The sequence below is a fragment of the Allobosea sp. 01N443 genome (assembly GCF_056399325.1).
Map to the genome: position 1 here is coordinate 78,896 of NZ_JBFTRC010000002.1, position 19,076 is coordinate 97,971.

A 19,076-nucleotide genomic window follows, 5' to 3' on the forward strand; every position below is an offset into this window, starting at 1 on the left:
TCCCGTCCCTTGCGCACCCGCGATAACCGCACGCGCACCGCATCGCTCAACGGTCGCTCCCTCAGGCTGGCCCTCGCAGCCGGGCGAACGGACATCCCCATACTACCGGACACCCTTCGACGAAGCATCCCCGGCAATGCCGATGCGGGCGCGTGACCGACGGCTTGCGCGCCAATCAATCATATGATGATATGATCATACGATGGCGCGCCCCTCCAATTTCCATTCGCATCTGGTCGACCGCCTTGGCCGCATGATCGTCGGAGGCCAGATCGGCAACGACGGCGCATTGCCGCGGGAAGACGAGCTCGCCACCCAATTCGCCGTCAGCCGCACGGTGATCCGCGAAGCGACGAAGACCCTTCAGGCGCTCGGGCTGATCACGACGGGGCCCCGCGTAGGCTCGCGCATCCAGCCGATGTCATCGTGGCGGCTGCTCGACCCTCAGGTGATGGACTGGATCACCGATGCCGACATGGCGAGCGGGTTCGAGCGCGATCTTCTCGAGCTCCGCAGCATGATCGAACCTGCGGCAGCAGCCTTCGCCGCCGAGCGCGGCACTCCCGCTCAGATCGGGGCCGTCGCGGCGGCGCTGGAAGGGATGTCCGGCGCTCCGGGCAAAGCGGAACACGAGGCGGCCGATTTTCGCTTCCACGAGGCGATTCTGGAGGCGTCCGGGAACAGTCTGCTGCTTCAACTCAAGCCGATCCTGCACGCCGTGCTGAGGGCCTCGTTCCGGTTGTCGATGCACGACCACGAGCGGGCCCAGGCGTCCGTTGCGATCCACCGCCATGTCGCATCAGCGATCACTGCGCGCAGGCCCGAGCAGGCTCGCGAGAGCATGATCGCGCTTCTGAAAGTGGCCCAGGCCGATATCGACCTCGTCCCCGGACGGACGACCTCCGTCGCGGAAAGGAGCGAGGGAACAAGAAACTCACAGGAAACGCACCATGCTCGCAAAAGCCGAAAGATGGATCCTACGAGGGCTTGAGGCTGTCCTGGTCATCCTGCTTGCCGGGATGGTCGTGATGGTCTTCGGCAATGTCGTCCTGCGCTATGCCTTCAACTCCGGCCTCGACCTGTCCGAGGAGCTGTCGCGCTATTTCTTCGTCTGGCTGACCTATATCGGCGCCGTCGTGGTGATGCGCGAAAACGGTCATCTCGGCGTCGACACGCTGGTTGGTGCGCTTGGCCGCCAGGGCCGGCTGATCTGCATGATCATCAGCGACGCCTTCATCCTGGCCTGCTGCGTGATGCTGCTCGACGGAACCTGGAAGCAGCACGAGATCAACGCCACCGCGGTCGCGCCGGTCACCGGGCTGAGCATGGGCTATGTCTATGGTGTGCTGCACTTCGCCGGGATTGGCATCGGCTTCATCACGCTTGCCCGGCTCGTTCGCGCCCTGACGGGAAAACTCGGCGAATTCGAACTGGCCGAGTTTGCCGGCGACTACAGCGGCAACCCTTCACATGACCTGAAGGGCCACCTCGAATGACGATCACCATCTTCCTCCTCTCGCTCTGCGGGGCGATGGCGCTCGGCATGCCGATCGCGTTTGCGCTGATCGTCTGCGCGGTCGCGTTGATGCTCTGGCTCGGCGTCTTCGACACCCAGATCATCGCCCAGAACATGATCATCGGCGCGGATTCGTTCCAGCTCCTGGCGATCCCGTTCTTCCTGCTCGCCGGCGAGCTGATGAATGCCGGCGGCCTGTCCAAGCGCATCGTCAACTTCGCGCTCTCGCTGGTCGGCCATCTCCATGGCGGCCTGGGTTACGTCGCGATCTTCGCCTCCATCATCATGGCCTCGCTGTCAGGCTCTGCTGCGGCCGATACCGCTGCGCTCGCCTCGATCCTGCTGCCGATGATGCGCCAGGCCGGCTACGATACCGGTCGCTCGGCCGGCCTGATCGCATCCGGCGGCATCATCGCCCCGATCATCCCGCCTTCGATCGGCTTCATCGTCTTCGGCGTCGCCGCCAATCTCTCGATCACTAAGCTCTTTCTCGCGGGTGTCTTTCCCGGGCTGCTCATTGGACTGTCGCTGGTGATCGCCTGGTTCATCGTCTGCCGCCACGACAAGATCACGGTCCTGCCGCGGCGCAGCGGCGCCGAGCGCCTGAAGGCGACCTGGGATGGTTCGCTTGCCCTGCTGATGCCGCTCGCAATCCTCGGCGGCATCCGCTTCGGCATCGTCACGCCGACTGAGGCGGCCGTGGTCGCGACCGTCTACGCGCTCGTCGTCGGCATGTTCGTCTATCGCGAGCTCAAGCCGCGCGACCTCTACAAGGTGGCGTTGACCGCCGCCAAGACGACGAGCGCAGTCATGCTGCTGGTCGCCGCGGCCGTCGTCTCGGCCTGGCTCATCACCCAGGCGAATATCCCGGCCGAGCTGTCGAGCGTGCTCGAGCCCTTCATGGACAACAAGACGGTCCTGATGATCGTCATCATGCTGCTGGTCATGGTCGTCGGCACTGCGCTCGACTTCACGCCGACAGTGCTGATCCTGACACCGGTATTGATGCCGGTGATCAAGCAGGCGGGCATCGACCCGATCTATTTCGGCGTGCTCTTCATCATCAACAACGCCATCGGCCTGATCACGCCGCCGGTCGGCATCGTGCTCAACGTGGTCTGTGGCGTGGCCCGCATCCCGATGTCTCTTGTGATCCGCGGCGTCTGGCCATTCCTCGTCGCCCAGACCGTCGCGATGTTCCTGCTGATCCTGTTCCCGCAACTCGTGACCGTTCCGCTTGCCTGGCTGAGCGGCCGCTAATCCAAAAACCAAGGCAATCAGGGAGAAAGCCCATGCTGAGCTCACGTCTCGTCTCCATCCTCGCCGGCGTCGCGCTTGCGGCGCTTGCAGGGTCCGCCCAGGCGCAGATCAAGGAACGCAATATCCGCGTTTCCAACGGCATCAACGAGGACCACCCGGTCGGCAACGGCGTCGCCAAGATGCGCGCCTGCATGACTGAAAAGTCCGGCGGCAAGCTGAAGCTCCAGGGGTTCTGGGGCGGCGCGCTCGGCGGCGACCTGCAGGCGACGCAGGCGCTGCGTGCCGGCACGCAGGAGATGGTCATCACCTCCTCCTCGCCGCTGGTCGGCATCATGCCTGCGCTCGGCGTCTTCGACCTGCCCTTCCTCTTCACCAACGAGAAGGAAGCCGATGCAGTCCTCGACGGAGCCTTCGGCAAGTACATCTCCGACAAGCTGCCTGCCTTCGGCGTCGTCAATCTCTCCTACTGGGAAAACGGCTTCCGCAACTTGACCAACTCGAAGCGCGCCGTCTCCAAGGCTGAAGAGCTCACCGGCCTCAAGGTCCGCGTGATGCAGAACAACATCTTCCTCGACAGCTTCAAGAGCATGGGCGCCAATGCCACGCCGATGGCGTTCGGCGAGGTTTTCGCGGCGCTCGAGACGCACGCGATCGACGGCCAGGAGAACCCGCTCGTCACCATCGACACCTCGAAGCTCTACGAGGTGCAGAAGTACCTGACGATGACACGCCACGCCTATACCCCGTTCCTGGTGCTCTATTCCAAGAAGCTCTGGGACCAGCTCTCCAGCGAAGAACAGGCGATCCTGAACGAGTGCTCGACCGTCGGCCGCGATGAGGAGCGCCGCGTCTCGCGCACGCTCAACGACACGTCGATGGCGAACCTGAAGAAGCAGGGCATGCAGGTTTCGGACGTCTCGGCCGACGAATTGACCAAGATGCGCGAGGCCACCGCGGCCGTTTACCAGCGCCACGAGGCCTCGATCGGCAAGGAGACGATCGACCGCCTCAAGGCCGATCTCGCCAAGATCCGCGGCACCAACTGATCAGGAGAGCCCCGGAGCCGCACAACAGCTCCGGGGCTACCGCCATGCGCATCACCCGCATCGAACCCTTCATCCTGCATATCCCGGTGACGGGCGGCTCCATTGCCGACTCGACCCACCGCATCAGCCATTGGGGCGTCGTCGGCGCGAAGATCGTCACCGAGGACGGCCTCGAAGGCTACGGTTTCACCGGCACGCATGCCGACCTCGCCTCCGACCGGCTGATCACCTCCTGCATCCGCGACTGCTACGCCCCGTTGCTGATCGGCGAGGATGCTTCCGAGATCACCCGGCTCTGGCTGAAGCTCGCCCGCCACCCTGCCCTGCAATGGGTCGGACGCGCCGGTATCACGCAGCTCGCGCTTGCCGCGGTCGATGTCGCGCTCTGGGACCTCAAGGCGAAGGCGGCCGGGGTACCGCTCTGGCACCTGCTCGGCGGCGCGACCAAGCCGAAGCTCGAAGCCTACAACACCGATATCGGCTGGCTTTCGATCCCGCGGGAAGAGCTCGTCGAGGGCTGCCGCATGGCGGTCGAACGCGACGGCTTCCGGCGTCTCAAGGTCAAGGTCGGCCATGCCGACCCCGGGATCGACATCGCCCGACTGGAAGCCGTGCGCCATGCCATTGGTGACCATGTCTCCCTCGCCATTGACGGCAACGGCAAATGGGATCTGCCGACCTGCAAGCGCTTCTGCGCGCGGGCCGAGGMGCTCGACATTTTCTGGTTCGAGGAGCCRCTCTGGTATGACGATGTCGGCTCGCATGCCGCGCTGGCGAAGGCGACTTCGATACCGATTGCGCTCGGGGAACAGCTCTATTCGCTCGACGCCTTCCGCGCCTTCGTCGCGGCCGACGCCATCCACTACGTCCAGCCCGACGTGACCCGCCTCGGCGGCATCACCGAGTACATCCAGGTCGCGGAGCTTGCACTCGCCAGCCGCCTGCCGGTCGCGCCCCATGCTGGCGAGATGAGCCAGGTCCATGTCCATCTCGCCTATTGGCATCAGGCGACGCCGATCCTCGAATACATTCCCTGGATCAAGGATGCCTTCGTCGAGCCCGCCAATGTCGCCGATGGCTATTTCCTAAGACCCCAGCAGCCCGGCGCCGGCACGACGCCGACCGCTGGGGCCCTCACCCGCTACGCCAAGCCTCTCGCTTGAGAAACCTCATGAAAATCACTGCTGTTGAAACCATCCGCCTGACCGAGTTCGGCAACATCATCTGGGTGCGGCTCCACACCGATGCGGGCCTGGTCGGTCTCGGCGAGACCTTCATGGGCGCCGCCGCGGTCGAAGCCTATCTGCACGAGACCGTGGCGCCGAAGCTGCTCGGCAAGGACCCGCTCCAGATCGAGGCGCGCAATGCCAGCCTGAACAACTATCTCGGCTGGCGCGGCTCGGGCGTCGAGACGCGCGGCAACTCGGCCGTCGACATCGCGCTCTGGGACATCTACGGCAAGGCGATCGGCCAGCCGGTCAGCGTCGCGCTCGGCGGCAAGACGCGCGACACGATTCGCACCTACAACACCTGTGCCGGCTACAAATATATTCGCGATGCGCGCTCGCAGGCTGTCGCCAACTGGCATGTCGGCGAGCAAGGCGGCCCCTATGAGGATCTCGAAGGCTTCCTCTATCGCGCCGACGAACTCGCCCATTCCCTGCTCGAGCAGGGCATCACCGGCATGAAGATCTGGCCCTTCGATATCGCGGCAGAACGCTCGGCCGGCTGGGACATCACGCCTCAGGAACTGAACACCGCGCTGGAGCCGTTCCGCAAGATCCGCAAGGCGGTCGGCGACAAGATGGACATCATGGTCGAGTTCCACTCGCTCTGGAGCCTGCCCATGGCGAAGAAGCTGGCGGAGCGCCTGGCCGAATTCGACACCTACTGGCACGAGGACCCGTTCCGGCTCGACAATGTCCACGATCTCGGCGAGTACGCCCGCCACTCCAAGGCCTGGGTCTGCGCCTCGGAAACGCTGGCCTATACCCATTCCTTCCGAGATTATCTCGAGACCGGTGCCGCCGGGGTCGTCATGCTCGACCTGTCATGGTGTGGCGGTCTGTCGGAAGCCCGCAAGATCGCAGGCATGGCCGAGGCCTGGCACACGCCGGTCGCCCCGCATGACTGCACAGGCCCAGTCGTCTACGCGGCATCGTGCCATTTCTCGATGCATGCCCGGAACACGCTGATCCAGGAATCGGTCCGCGCCTTCTATACCGGCTGGTACACCGAGCTGGTCACCGACCTGCCCAAGGCCGAGAACGGGATGATCACCGTATCGGACGCGCCCGGCCTCGGCCTCGAGCTGCTCCCTGGGCTGGAGAAGCGCGCCGACGCTATCGTGCGCTTCAGCCGCCTCTCCGACCTCTGAACTTCGGTATCGGCGCCCGCCGTCGCATTTCCGACCCGGCCTCCGRGCGAAGCCGGGTCGCTGCAAGGATCTCGCGCCCTGCTCTGCTCCCCGCTCAGCTGAGCATGCGCGTGTCGCCGCAGACCGAGATTTCCTGACCGGAGATTGTCTTGGCGAAGGGGGACGCCAGGAAGACGATCTGCTTGGCGATGTCGTTCGGGTCGACGAACTGCTTGATCGAGACGCCCGCGAACAGGCGCTGGGTCATCTCCTCATGCGAGATGTTGAAGCTGCGCGCCTTGTTGGCGATCACGCTCTGGATACGGGCACCGTCGACCAGGCCGGGGCAGATCGCATTGGCCCTGATTCCGAACTCGCCGAGCTCCGCCGAGATCGCCTTGGTGAAGCCGATGACCCCCCATTTCGCCGCGCCATAGGGCGAGCGCAGCGGAAAGCCGTGMTTGCCGGCCTGGCTCGACAGATTGACGATGCTGGCATTGGCGGATTGCTTGAGATGCAGCACGGCGAGCCGGGTGCAGTTGTACTGACCGGTCAGATCGACTGCGACACAGGCATCCCAGTCCGCGGGATCGATTTCGTCGACGCGGCCGGTCGGCCCGGCGATACCGGCATTGTTGACGAGGCAGTCGAGCCCGCCGAGCGCCGCCAGCGCCTCATTGAACAGGTTGGCCACCGCGTCGCGGTCAGAGACGTCGCAGACCGATTGCGTGATCGCCGGATCGCTGGACGCCATCGCTGCCAGGGCCTCGCGATCGACGTCGCAGATATGGACCCTGGCGCCTTCCGCCGCAAAGGCGCGCGCCGTCGCCCGGCCAATGCCGTTGGCGCCCGCCGTAACCAGAACGCGCAATCCCTTGATCTGCAAATCCATTGTCGTCTCCCCCCGATGCCCGCGCCGTAGCGCCTCTCAGATTGCGGCGAACCTGACTATGGCGCCAGGCCGCCGGTGCTTTCGATGTGGGCGGCGGCTGCAGCGATATCGACTTCCAGCGCGGCCCTTGCAGCCTGCGGATCCCGGCGCCGCAAGGCATCGAGCAGGGCGGCATGGGAGACCACGGCGCTGCCACCGTCGAGGCGGCGCGGTTCGTGGCGCATATCGAGATTGAGGATGGGGCCGGCCTTCAGCCAGAGCCGCTCGATCATCTCGACCAAGGTCGGCATGCGCGCCGCCTCATAGAGCGTGAAATGCAGATTGCGGTTGGCTGCGACTGCGCCTGCGGCGTCTGGAGGATCGGCGCTTGCCGCCTGTCGGAATGCGGCTTCGTGCCGGGCGATCTCCTCGATCTCGGCTTCGTTCGCCGTCTTTGCTGCTTCTTCGGCCGCAAAGCCCTCGACGACCAGGCGCAGGCGCGTCAATTCGCGAAACTGTGCCAATCTCAGCAGCGGAACGCGTACGGCACGTCCGGGCAGCACCTCCAACGCGCCATCCGCAGCGAGCCGGCTGACCGCCTCGCGCACCGGCATCATCGAGACACCAAGAGCCTCCGCGACACGCCGCAACGAGAGCTTTTCGCCCGGAGCAAGCCGGCCGGCAACGAGCAGCGCCCGCAATTCCCCGGTGACCCTCTCCCCCAGGGTTTCGCGCGTCAGCGCCCCGACCTCGTCGAGCGCAGATGCATCGCGGCCAGCCGACACATCGCCGATCCCCTCGTCGGCAACCGGATTGGCGAAGGACTGGACAGGGGCAACCATGTCTGCCAACCTAACTGTGATCACAGATCACGACAAGTGGATATCAAGCCGCCAGCAGAGCAGACAGCAGGTCGACAATCTCCAGCGTACAGCGCGGAACCGTTCTGGGAGGAACGCAATGGCAGACCATCAGCAGTCGAAATTTCGTTTGTCACGACGTCAGGCCCTTGCCGGGCTCGGAGCCGGTGCCGCCACCGGATTGATTGCAAGTCCGTCGCTGATCCTGGCGCAGACGCCGGATGCCATCCGCTTCGGCCACCTGACCCCGCGCACCGGCTTCCTCGGTCCGCTCGGCGAGTACGGCGTCATGGCCGTCGACCTCGCCGTCGAGGAGATCAATGCTGCGGGCGGCATCAACGGCCGCAAGCTCGAGGCCCTGAAGGAGGATTCGGTCAATCCGCAGACCGCCTCGACCAAGGCCGAGCGCATGATCGAGCGTGACAAGGTCGCGTGCATTCTCGGCGAGATTTCCTCGGCCTCCTGCCTGACGATCTCGCAGGTCGCAGCGCGCAACAAGATCCTCTTCGTCAACACCGGCGGCAACTCCGATGCCCTGCGCGGCGAGAGCTGCAACCGCTACATGTTCCATGTCGAGCACCAGAACTCGATGTATGTGAAGAGCTGCGGCCGCTCGCTGATGGCGCAGGGGCTGGTCAAGGGCAAGAAGTGGTTCTCGCTGACCGCCGACTACGCCTTCGGCCATGACCTGCTCAAGGTCGCCAAGCGCTTCATGGAAGCCAATGGCGGCCAATTCGCCGCCGACAAGCTGGTGCCGACCGACGCAACCGATTTCTCGGCGCTCCTGATCGAAATCCGCGCCGCCAAGCCCGACATCGTGATCTCGAACCTTGCCGGCAACCAGATCACCAATTTCCTCAAGCAGTATTCCGAATTCGGCCTGACCTTCCCGGTCGCCGGGTTCGGCTTCGACACGGCGCTCGCCTGGGCTGCCGGCAAGGACAATTTTGGCGGCGTCTGGCCCTGCGTCTGGCACCACCTGATCGACACGCCGGCGAGCAAGACCTTCGTCTCCGCCTTCACCAAGAAATACGGCAAGCCGCCCGAGAACCAGGCCTGGGGCGATTACATGGCCGTGAAGATCATGGCCCAGTCGATGAACGAGCTGAAGAGCACCGACACGGCCAAGATCCTCGAGCACTGGGAAAAGGGCGCGAAATTCGACGTGATGAAGACGCGGGAAGGCTATTTCCGCGCCTCGGACCATCAGTTGATGAGCGAGATGTACACGATCACGGCGCTGCCGGCAGCGCAGGTCAAGAACCAGTGGGATCTCTTCACCTCCTCGCCGCCCGTGCCGGGACCGAACGAAAGCCTCGAAGTGATCGCGACGACGGGGGACGAGGCGGTCTGCAAGATGAGCTGAGGCGCTCCCCCTTGCCAGATCCGCGCCGTCATTCCGGATCGGCCGCGCCAGCGGCGCCGATCCGGAAGCCATCGTAGAGCCCAGCGCCCTGGGATGGCCCCGGCACTCCGCTTCGTTGCGGCCGGGATGAAGGCGCCTCCCGAACCTCTCGGGCGCGCCGCGCCCCTGCCCGGCCCTGTCGATCAAGCAAAGGCGTCCCCTTGCTTATTCTCTTCATCCAGCAGGTACTGAACGGACTGCTCGACGGCGTCTATTACCTTCTGATCGCGCTCGGCCTGTCGCTGATCTTCTCGCTCGGCGGCATCGTCAATCTCGCGCATGGCGCCTTCTATGCGATCGGCGCCTATCTCACGATCGTGCTCGCGCCCCATATCGGCTTCGGCGGCGCGATCATCGCGTCGCCGGTGCTGGTGGCGCTGATCGGCATCGTCGTCGAGCGCGGCCTGTTCCAGCGCTTCTACCGCTCGGACCCGATCCTCTCGCTGCTGCTGACCTTCGGGCTCGCGATGGTGGCGGAGCAATCCCTGCGCATGATCTTCGGCGCGCCACCGCTCTCGTTCTCGATCCCGCCTGCACTGCGCGGCCAGATCTTCCTCGGCGAGTTCATCTACTCGCGCTATCGCGCGCTTCTGCTCCTGATCGCAGCAGCTTGCGTACTCGGGCTCTGGTTCCTGCTCCAGCGCACGTCCTTTGGTCGCGTCGTCCGGGCCGGCGTGCAGAACCCCGACATGGTCGGTGCGCTCGGCATTTCGCTGCAGCCCTACATGATGGCTGTAGCCGGCATCGGCATTGGGCTTGCCGGCCTGGCCGGCGTCCTGCTCGCGCCGATCTACTCGATCCATCCCGCCATGGGGCAGGAGATCATCACCCCGGCCTTCGTCGTCGTCGTCATCGGCGGCCTCGGCTCCTTCTGGGGCGTGGTCGTGGCGGCGCTGATGGTCGGCGTGGTCAAGGGCATCACCATCGGCCTCGGCTTCACGCAATGGTCGACCGCGGTGATCTACCTGATGATGCTGCTCGTCCTGCTGTTCCGGCCGCGCGGCCTGTTCGGCGAACGCATCCAGCGCTTCGAGTGAGGGCGAAATGACAGCCTCTCAGCGCGACCGCGCGCCTCTCCTGATTGCCGCCATCGGCCTCGCCGCCCTGCCCTTCCTGATGCATTTCATTGGGCTCGGCACCACCTCGGCGACCGAGATCGTCGTCTTCGCCATTGCCTGCATGGCCCTGAACATTCTCGTCGGCACGACCGGACTCGTCTCCTTCGGCCATGGCGCCTGGTTCGGGCTCGCCGCCTATGCCGCGGGCTTGATCCAGCGCAACTGGCTGCCCGGCCAGTTCGCCCTGCCGATCCTGCTCGCGGTGCTCTTCGTGGGCGTGCTCGCCTTCGCGTTCGGCGCCCTGATCCTGCGCCGCAAGGGCGTGTATTTCTCGCTCCTGACCCTGGCGCTCGCCGCCATGACCTATTCGATCGCCTTCCGCTGGACCGCCGTGACCGGCGGGGAGGACGGCCTCGGCGGCATCAGGCGCCCGCTCTTCGCTGGCGTCGATTTCGATCAGGCGCTGCCGTTCTACATCCTCGTCGCGCTGATCGGCATGGCAGTGGTCTACGGGCTCTGGCGCTTCCAGCGCTCTCCKGTCGGCACCGTTCTGGTCGCGATCCGCGAGAACGAACAGCGCGCCCGGTTTCTCGGCTACCAGACGAACCGCTACAAGCTCGTCGCCTTCACCATCTCGGCGGCCCTGACCGGGCTTGCCGGCACGCTGCTGCTGTTCAACAACCGCATGACCTCGGCCGAGCCGATCTCGGTCGCCTTCTCCGGCGAATTGCTGGCGATGGTCGTGATCGGCGGCATGCGCTCCTTCCTGGGCCCGGCTCTCGGCGCGCTCTTCTTCGTGATCTTCCGCGACTATCTCTCCAGCCTCACGCCGAATTGGCTGTTCTGGTTCGGGCTGCTCTTCGTCGGCTTCATCGTCTTCTCACCCATGGGGCTCGTTGGCGTCGGCGAGCGCCTGCTGCGGCCCTTCCGCAAGCAGGCAGCCGAGGACGCGGCAATGTCGGCGCGCAAGGTCGGTGCGGTCACGCTCCCGGATTTCATGAAGCCGCAGAACTGGGTCGAGGGCGCAATCCTTACCGCGACCGGCCTCGCCAAGAGCTTTGGCGGCATCAAGGCGGTCGAGGGTGTCACTCTCGCGATACGCGACCGGTCGCTGCATGCGCTGATCGGCCCGAACGGTGCCGGCAAGACGACCGCCTTCAACCTGATCTCAGGCCAGTTTCGGCCGGATCATGGCGAGGTTCGCCTGCGCGAGCGCGAGATCACGGGGCTCTCGCCCGAAGCGATCACCCGCGCCGGCATCGGCCGCGCCTTCCAGATCACCAATCTGTTCCCGTCGCTTTCCGTCGCCGAGAATGTCCGTCTCGCCGTGCAGGCGCGCGCTCCGGAGCGCTTCGGCTTCTGGCGGGCGGCGGAGTCGCTGGGACAGGTTTCGGACGAGACGCGGCAGGTCATCGAGACCATGGGCCTGCGCGGCATCGAGAGCGCCGAGGCCGGCTCGCTCAGCTATGGCGGCCAGCGTCTGCTCGACATGAGTCTCGCCCTTGCCACCAAGCCGCGTGTCCTGCTCCTGGACGAACCACTCGCCGGTCTCGCAGCAGCCGAGCGCGAACGCGTCGGCAACCTGATCAAGTCGATCTCGGCCGACCTGCCGGTGCTGCTGGTCGAGCACGATATCGACCGCGTCTTCCAGATCGCGGACCATGTCACGGTGATGAACGAGGGCAGCGTGCTGGTCGACGGCACGGTCGAGGATGCACGCTCCTCCCCGCAGGTTCAGGCGGTCTATATCGGCTCGGGCGCGCATGCGCTGGCCGAGAAGCCACGCCCCAGTGCGGCAGGGGAGACGGTTCTGCTCGGGCTTTCCGGCGTGGACACCTATTACGGCAAGAGCCACATTCTCCGCGACGTCAGCTTCGACGTCCACGTGAACGAGATCGTGGCGCTGCTCGGCCGCAACGGCGCCGGCAAATCGACCTTGCTGAAGACGATCACCGGCATTGCACCGCCCGCCACGGGAACGATCAATCTTGCCGGTGCCGACATCGCACGCCTGCCGCCGGCCGCGATCGCGCGCGCCGGCCTCGCCTATGTGCCGCAGGGGCGCGGTCTCTTCGCCGGCATGAGCGTCAAGGACAATATGGAGCTCGGCCGCCTCAAGCGCCTGACCGGCAACGGCACGCGCTGGGAGGACGACAAGATCTTCGCCTTCTTCCCACGCATCAAGCAGCGCTGGCATTCCCCGGCCGACTACCTCTCCGGTGGCGAGCAGCAGATGGTGGCCGTGGCGCGGGCGCTCTCCGGTGACACACGTGTCTTGCTGCTGGACGAGCCCTTCGAGGGCCTCGCCCCGGCTGTGGTCGAGGAACTTTTCGAGGCCTTCGACAAGCTGAGACAGGAGATCGCGATCGTGATCGTGGACCACCATCTCGACCTTGCGCTGGCACTTTCGGACCGCACGGTCGTGCTTGAGCGCGGCCAGGTCACTCATGTCGGCCCGTCGAAGGCTCTCAGCCAGGACCTGGCGCTACGCCGGCAGGTGCTCTGGCTGTGAGCGCCCTGCCTCAACCCTATCCCGACCTTCGTCGCTTCCCGCAGGATCAACACGCATGACCAAGATCGCGATCATAGGCTCCGGACTGATCGGCCGTGCCTGGGCCACCATCTTCGCCAGCCATGGTTTCGACGTCGCACTGCATGATGTCGCGCCCGGAGCGGCCGAGGCCGCCCGCACCCATATCGGCAGCAATCTTGAGGAACTCGCCGGCCACGGCCTCGTCGAGGACCCAAGGGGCTCGCTCGCGCGTATCCGCGTCGCCTCGGGCCTGGCGGATGCCTTGAACCGCGCCGACCTCGTGCAGGAGAACGGGCCGGAGGCCGTGGAAACCAAGCGCGCCCTCTTCGCCGAGATGGACAGGCTTGCCGCGCCGGAGACGATTCTCGCCTCCTCGACCTCGTTCATCATGGCCTCGGTGTTCAGCGAGACGCTCCCGGGGCGGGCCCGCTGTGTCGTCGCCCATCCCGTCAATCCTCCGCATCTCGTACCCATCGTCGAACTTGCACCGGCGCCCTGGACGGATCCGGCCGTCCTCGCCCGGGCCAAGGCGATCTATGAACAGGCCGGGCAGGTTCCGATCGTGCTGCGCAAGGAGAAGCCGGGCTTCGTCCTCAACCGCCTGCAGGCCGTGCTGCTGGCGGAAGCCTTTCGCCTCGTCGGCGAGGGCGTCGCGAGTGCGGAAGACGTCGACAAGACGATCCGCGACGGGCTCGGCCTGCGCTGGTCCTTCATGGGGCCGTTCGAGACGATCGAGCTCAACGCGCCCGGCGGTATTCCCGATTACTGCGCCCGTTACGGCGCCTCCATCGCGACCATGGCGGCACAAGCCGTTGGCGGCGACCCGTTTGGCGCGGAAACCGTCGCCACGGTCATGAGCGAATGGCCCGGAACGCAATCGGCCGAGCGGGTGAAGCGCCTGAGCGACTGGCGCGACACGCGGCTGGCCGCACTGCAGGCCCATAAGCGCGCGGCCGCGCGCAAACCCGTCTGAAATCCTTCATCCTGACCGCTGATGGGAGCCGCCGTGGCCAAGAACCGCAAAGTCATGATCACCTGCGCCGTGACCGGTGCGATCCACACCCCCTCGATGTCGCCTTACCTGCCGGTGACCGCCGATGAAATCATCGACGCTGCGGTCGGCGCCGCCGAAGCGGGAGCGGCGCTCGTGCATGTCCATGCTCGCGATCCCGTCACCGGCAAGCCGGACCAGTCCCCCGAGGCCTTCGAGCCCTTCCTGAAAGTGATCAAGCAGCGCAGCGATTGCGTCATCAACATCACCACGGGCGGTGCGCCGACCATGGGTATCGAGGAGCGTCTGCGACCCTGCGCCCATTTCAAGCCCGAAGTCGCCTCGCTCAACATGGGCTCGATGAATTTCGGTCTGTATCCGATGCTGAGCCGCTTCAAGGCGTTCAAGCATGATTGGGAGCAGCCCTATCTCGAAGGCTCGAAGGACCGCATCTTCAAGAACACGTTCCAGGACATCGAGAACATCCTGACGACCTGCGCCGAGAACGGCACGCGCTTCGAGATCGAGTGCTACGATATCGGACATCTCTACACGCTGGCGCATTTCGTCGATCGCGGGCTGGTGAAGCCGCCCTTCTTCGTCCAGTCGGTCTTCGGCCTGCTCGGCGGCATCGGGCCGCACCCGGAAGATGTCGCGCATATGAAGCGCACGGCCGATCGGCTCTTCGGCGACCAGTACCATTGGTCGGTGCTTGGCGCCGGGCGTCACCAGCTTCCGATCGCCGCAATGGCTGTCGCGATGGGTGGCAACCTGCGCGTCGGTCTGGAGGATTCGCTTTGGATCGGGCCGGGACAGTTGGCAAAATCCAATGCCGAACAGGTCCGGGCGGCGCGGAAGATCATCGAAGGTCTCGGACTGGAGCTGGCGACTCCGGACGATGCGCGCGAACTGCTGCAGCTCAAGGGGGCAGACAAGGTCGCCTTTTGAACGGCGCCGCTACTAAAGCATCGGCCCGAAAAGTGGATTGCGGTTTTCGGGAAAGCCGATGCAAGGACAAAGGGTTAGATCATCGGACTGGATACGATATCCGGTCCGTTGATCTAACTCCGCCTCGAAATCGCGGCCGACCTACTGCCGGTCATCATGACGTTGCGGAACGCCTCGATCTGCGCGGCGGAAGATGCATCGTCCCTCGCGCCCCCGACGATTCGGTTCAACGGCAGCGTTTGCTGGAATGCATGATTGAGGCGACCGCCGCGGCGCAGAGGCCGAGCAGACATGCCGAGACAAGCAGGGTCGGCATGATGCCGGCCCTGTCGAACCCTGCCGCATAGATCAGCGGCATGGCCGACTGCCCGAGCATGGCCGCCATCGAGTGCAACGCCATCATCGCGCCCTGCGTATGCGGGGTCAGCGTCGCCAGATAGGTCTGAAGTGGAATGGCTGCACTGCGATAGTGCGAAGCCGAATGCCAGCAATGCGCCGAACTGCAAAGGCCAGGGAAGATGGGCACTCAGACTTGCCATGGCGAGCGCCATGACCAGACCGCCGGCCAGGGTGAAATGGACTGGCGTTATCCAGCGCAGGGTGCGGCGCAGGCTGACCCCATAGGCAATGCTGCCGATCATGAAGCCGGAGAGCACGATGCCGACGGTGGACGCACTGGCTCCGACGAGAAAGGCAATGTGCGGGAACAAGCCCTGTGTCAGTCCGGTCAGGGCAAGCTGCAGCCCAAGATCGCGGCGGGCGCTCGCCAGCCCGAGAATCCTGCGATAGGCAGAGAACGCCGAGCCGAACCCGGCGCGCGATGACGAGACTTCGCGGGTATCGCGCAGCGCCGCCGTGACGATAGCGAAACAGCTCAGGCCGATCAGGCCGGCCACGAGCAGGCTGCCGCGCCAGCCGAGCGCATCGGCAATGAAGCCGGACCCGACGGCCCCGGCCAGCGACCCTGTGACCGAGACCGCACTGGCCTTGCCGAAAGCCTCCTGATGCCCCTCAGGCGCGATCCGCTCCGCGAGGATGGCAAAGCACAGCGGGAATGTGYCGGCCGTGAAGAAGCCGACGACGAGCCGGGTGGCGAGCAGCAGCTCGAAACTGGAGGCAAGGCTGCCGAGCAATGTGCCAAGCGCGCTCACCCCGAGGCAGACGCGCATCACCCGCAATTTGCCGAGTTGGTCGCCGAGAGCACCGGCAATCGGCTGTGCCAGGGCATAGGCGAGCGCAAACGCCGTCGCCATGGCCACAACCTGGCTGCGAGGCACCGCAAAATCCCGGCTGAGCATGGGCAGCACCGGGTCGAACAGGAACACACCAAGCGAAGAGCCGAAGCAGGCGAGGCCGAGAATACGCAGCAATGCATGCTGTTGGTCGGGCGGTGGCTTCTGGCATGGGGCCTGTCCCCCTGGCGTGCCGACGGGCAGATTGGTCATCGGCTTGCGCAGACCCCTTTCATCGTCATCGGCTGCCCAAGTTGGCGATAGACCGTCCCGGGCACCGCGAGTAGCAGCACGGGGGCTATGTGATTTGACCCCGCGCCGACCGAACAAGATGCTCGATATCGCCCAATTCCGAGCAGATCAGCCGTTCTGGCCGCTCTTTCGGCAGCATCATTCAGGGAGGGACGTGGCTTAGAAGAGCGGGGTGATGTCTGCTTGGGTTATCGGTGCATCCATCGCGACATCGCTCTCAATGCAAGAGAGCCGGCGACACTGTCATCACACGCGACCGTCTCGGAGGATCGAGCGACGCCCGAAGGCCGGAGGATCCTGGATCTGTGTGGTTCGGAGTTTGAGTCCGGGGTAGCGGCAGCTCCTGCCGATCAGATGTGGTGTGCCGAGAAGCGTGGGAGTTCTTGGCGCTTCTCGGCGTCTGCATCCTGGCCCCAAGGCCAGCTGGACATACGTCACTACGCGGCGTCATCCCTGCGCGGCGACCGCCCGCACTGGTCCGGGGCGCGCCCCGGATTGCCCGGTCAGCGGCGGCAGACTTGCACGCGGCGGACGACCCAGCGGCCACGATGGTCGCGCACGCGACGGTTTTCCCACCAGCAGCGGCCATGGCGTGGCGCGACATGCCGCGGGGGCGAACGGTGCCATTGTGCGAGTTCGACGCCGGGATTGGTGGCAACGCTACCAGCCGATGATACCGGGGCAGCAAAGGCAGTGCCCGAACACAGTGCTCCGATAACCATCCCAGCAGCGAGCGCTGCTCCGCGAATATCAACCAATTGATCCTCCTTGGCCTCAAGCCAAATGTTGACCCGGCGCATCACCACGCCAGGCAATCGATCGGCCGCTGTCACGGCCGATCGTTCCTGCTCCGCCCGCTTTGACCGCGAGCTCGGCGAAAACTCTCGGCAGTCGGACAGAATTCAGAAGCGCCAGATGAGCGGAACGATGAAGACGGCCACCACGAAGAACCAGATCAGCAGCGGCAGGCCGAGCTTCCAGTAATCGCTGAAGGCATAGCCGCCTGGCCCCATCACCATCAGATTGGTCGGCGTCGCGATCGGGGTGAGGAAAGCTCCGGCGGCGGCAACGGCCGTGCTCATCAAGACCGGCCGCGGCGAAATCCCCATGCTGGCGGCAGCGGCCACCCCGATCGGGATGACGATCAGCGCGGTCGCGGTATTGCTGATCAACTGCCCCATGACGGCAGTCAGCACGAACAGACCCGCAAGCAAGGCGACTGGGCCGGCATCGCCAACCATGTAGACGAGCCGCTCGGCCATCAGCTTCGCCGCACCGGTTTCCACCATCGCGGTCGAGAGCGGCATCATCGCGCCGACGAGGATCACGGTGGTCCAGCCGATCGCGCGGTAGGACTGCTCGACATTCATGATGCCCGACAGGATGATCGCGCCTGCAGCCAGCAAACCTGCGACGGCGGGCGGGACGACGCCTGTGGCAAGCAGCAGAACCATCGCGACGAGAATGATGACGGCCTGCTTCGCGCCGGGGCCCATCGGCACGGCTTGACGGCGCACCAGTTCGGGCGAGCTCACGACGAGGACATCGGGATCGTCGAGATGGACGTCGAGCGCCTTCCAGGTGCCCTGCAGCAGCATGGTATCGCCGGCTTGCAGCACGATGCCACCGGAATCCTTGGTTGCATTCGCGGCGGCGAGTTCCGCCCCCGCGCGCTGCACGGCCAGAACGATCAGATCGCCACTGTCGGTGACCATCCCCGGGAAAACGGTCTGGCCGATCAGGCCGGAGCGCGGCGGGATCACGACTTCGGCCAGACCGGAGCGCTGGTTGAACAGCGTCTCCGCGCCCTGCCCCTGCTTTGCCTCCTCACGGAAGGCGAGATGCATCTCCGCCGCCAGTGTCGCGGCCGCGTCAGCCTCACCGCGAACCAAAAGATGATCGCCATCGGCAATGACCGAGCGACGGATGGGGCTTGCGGTTTCGCCCTCCTGAATGGCGACCAGCTGCAGCCCCGGATAGGCCGACAGGTCGATGCTGGCGGGCGCAGCGCCGAGATAAGGCGAACTGGCACGCACGCGCATCTGATAGATGCCGCTGGCAAGGCCGTATTGCTCGACCAGCGTCTTGGCATGCCGGCTGAAATCGGCGGGCATGGTCGCGCCATTGCGCTCAGGCAGCAGGCGCTGGCCGAAGAGGATGATGATCGCCATCGTGCCCGCCAGCAGCGGCACGCCGACCAGCGCGAATTCGAAGAAACCGAAGCTACCCATCCCTGCATCGCTACTGGCCTCGGAGACCAGCACGTTCACGGGAGTTCCCGTCAGCGCCAGCATCGAACCCGCATGCGCGGCGAAGACCAGCGGCATCAGCAGTTGCGAAGAATTGCGGTTGAGCCGAACCGCGATGACGACAACAACCGGCAGCAATGCAGCGACGGCGCCGTTGAGGCTGATCACCGCGGTCAGCAGCGAAACGAGAATCATGGTGAGAATCAGAAGGCGGGTTCGACTTTCCTCGCCCGCTCCCTTGATCAGGAGTTGGCCTGCCCAGGCGGTGACGCCGGTGACCTCGAGCCCGGAGCTGACGACGAAGAGCGAGGCGATGAAGATGACGGCGGGGTCGCCGAAACCGCCCAGAGCCTGGGGCAGGGTCAGGACCCCGGTCGCCCAAAGGGCAAGCGCTACTCCCATCGCGACCAGAACGACGGGAATCTTGTTCCAGATGAACAAGACCACGGCAACGGCGATGATGGTGCCGGTATAGGCTATCGGGCTCAATCGCTCAGCT

Annotated in this window: 15 protein-coding genes; 11 read left to right on the top strand and 4 right to left on the bottom strand. The window is 65.1% G+C overall.

What is annotated here, in order from left to right; translation table 11 throughout:
• The first annotated feature begins 202 nt into the window (after positions 1–202).
• The 6 genes from AC1DRP_RS01365 to AC1DRP_RS01390 are packed head-to-tail and all read left to right on the top strand — an operon-like array spanning position 203 to position 6,199.
• On the top strand, positions 203–991 hold the full coding sequence (locus AC1DRP_RS01365; protein WP_476767605.1) for a FadR/GntR family transcriptional regulator: 789 nt from the start codon (positions 203–205) through the stop codon (positions 989–991).
• Complete coding sequence (locus AC1DRP_RS01370) at positions 951–1,496, top strand: TRAP transporter small permease (protein ID WP_476767606.1); 546 nt, start codon at positions 951–953, stop codon at positions 1,494–1,496. Before AC1DRP_RS01365 ends, AC1DRP_RS01370 begins: the two co-directional genes overlap by 41 nt.
• Positions 1,493–2,776 carry a TRAP transporter large permease gene (locus AC1DRP_RS01375; protein ID WP_441490744.1) on the top strand — a complete coding sequence of 428 codons (1,284 nt, stop codon included), beginning with the start codon at positions 1,493–1,495 and terminating at the stop codon, positions 2,774–2,776. The genes AC1DRP_RS01370 and AC1DRP_RS01375 overlap by 4 nt, the downstream gene beginning before the upstream one ends.
• Positions 2,777–2,808: 32 nt before the next feature.
• On the top strand, positions 2,809–3,822 hold the full coding sequence (locus AC1DRP_RS01380) for a TRAP transporter substrate-binding protein (RefSeq protein WP_441490743.1): 1,014 nt from the start codon (positions 2,809–2,811) through the stop codon (positions 3,820–3,822).
• Positions 3,823–3,866: 44 nt separating this feature from the next.
• Positions 3,867–4,985 carry a mandelate racemase/muconate lactonizing enzyme family protein gene (locus AC1DRP_RS01385; RefSeq protein ID WP_476767607.1) on the top strand — a complete coding sequence of 373 codons (1,119 nt, stop codon included), beginning with the start codon at positions 3,867–3,869 and terminating at the stop codon, positions 4,983–4,985.
• Between the two features lie 8 nt (positions 4,986–4,993).
• Positions 4,994–6,199, top strand: a complete 1,206-nt coding sequence (locus tag AC1DRP_RS01390) for a mandelate racemase/muconate lactonizing enzyme family protein (RefSeq protein WP_476767608.1) — start codon at positions 4,994–4,996, stop codon at positions 6,197–6,199.
• 94 nt (positions 6,200–6,293) lie between these two features.
• Here AC1DRP_RS01390 and AC1DRP_RS01395 read toward each other — a convergent pair whose 3' ends face one another.
• Together AC1DRP_RS01395 and AC1DRP_RS01400 are read right to left on the bottom strand one after the other, a co-directional pair.
• Complete coding sequence (locus tag AC1DRP_RS01395; protein ID WP_476767609.1) at positions 6,294–7,070, bottom strand: SDR family oxidoreductase; 777 nt, start codon at positions 7,068–7,070, stop codon at positions 6,294–6,296.
• A gap of 56 nt (positions 7,071–7,126) precedes the next feature.
• Positions 7,127–7,891, bottom strand: coding sequence for a GntR family transcriptional regulator (locus AC1DRP_RS01400; RefSeq protein WP_476767610.1), 765 nt, complete (start codon positions 7,889–7,891; stop codon positions 7,127–7,129).
• Between the two features lie 118 nt (positions 7,892–8,009).
• On the opposite strand from AC1DRP_RS01400, the gene AC1DRP_RS01405 reads away from it, so the two are divergent.
• From AC1DRP_RS01405 to kce, 5 genes are all read left to right on the top strand, one after another.
• Positions 8,010–9,275 (top strand): ABC transporter substrate-binding protein, encoded by a 1,266-nt coding sequence (locus AC1DRP_RS01405; protein WP_441490738.1) that lies wholly within the window; start codon positions 8,010–8,012, stop codon positions 9,273–9,275.
• 200 nt (positions 9,276–9,475) lie between these two features.
• Positions 9,476–10,351 carry a branched-chain amino acid ABC transporter permease gene (locus AC1DRP_RS01410; RefSeq protein WP_441506399.1) on the top strand — a complete coding sequence of 292 codons (876 nt, stop codon included), beginning with the start codon at positions 9,476–9,478 and terminating at the stop codon, positions 10,349–10,351.
• A gap of 7 nt (positions 10,352–10,358) precedes the next feature.
• Positions 10,359–12,884, top strand: a complete 2,526-nt coding sequence (locus AC1DRP_RS01415; RefSeq protein ID WP_476767611.1) for a branched-chain amino acid ABC transporter ATP-binding protein/permease — start codon at positions 10,359–10,361, stop codon at positions 12,882–12,884.
• Between the two features lie 55 nt (positions 12,885–12,939).
• Positions 12,940–13,878, top strand: coding sequence for a 3-hydroxyacyl-CoA dehydrogenase (locus AC1DRP_RS01420; protein ID WP_476767612.1), 939 nt, complete (start codon positions 12,940–12,942; stop codon positions 13,876–13,878).
• Positions 13,879–13,899: 21 nt separating this feature from the next.
• Positions 13,900–14,844, top strand: a complete 945-nt coding sequence (gene kce / locus AC1DRP_RS01425) for a 3,5-dioxohexanoate:acetyl-CoA acetone transferase (protein WP_476767613.1) — start codon at positions 13,900–13,902, stop codon at positions 14,842–14,844.
• 113 nt (positions 14,845–14,957) lie between these two features.
• Here kce and AC1DRP_RS01430 read toward each other — a convergent pair whose 3' ends face one another.
• Together AC1DRP_RS01430 and AC1DRP_RS01435 are read right to left on the bottom strand one after the other, a co-directional pair.
• Entirely contained in the window at positions 14,958–16,289 is a 1,332-nt protein-coding gene (locus tag AC1DRP_RS01430; RefSeq protein WP_476767614.1) for an MFS transporter, read from the bottom strand.
• 941 nt (positions 16,290–17,230) lie between these two features.
• Complete coding sequence (locus AC1DRP_RS01435; RefSeq protein ID WP_476767615.1) at positions 17,231–19,066, bottom strand: SLC13 family permease; 1,836 nt, start codon at positions 19,064–19,066, stop codon at positions 17,231–17,233.
• Positions 19,067–19,076: the final 10 nt, after the last annotated feature.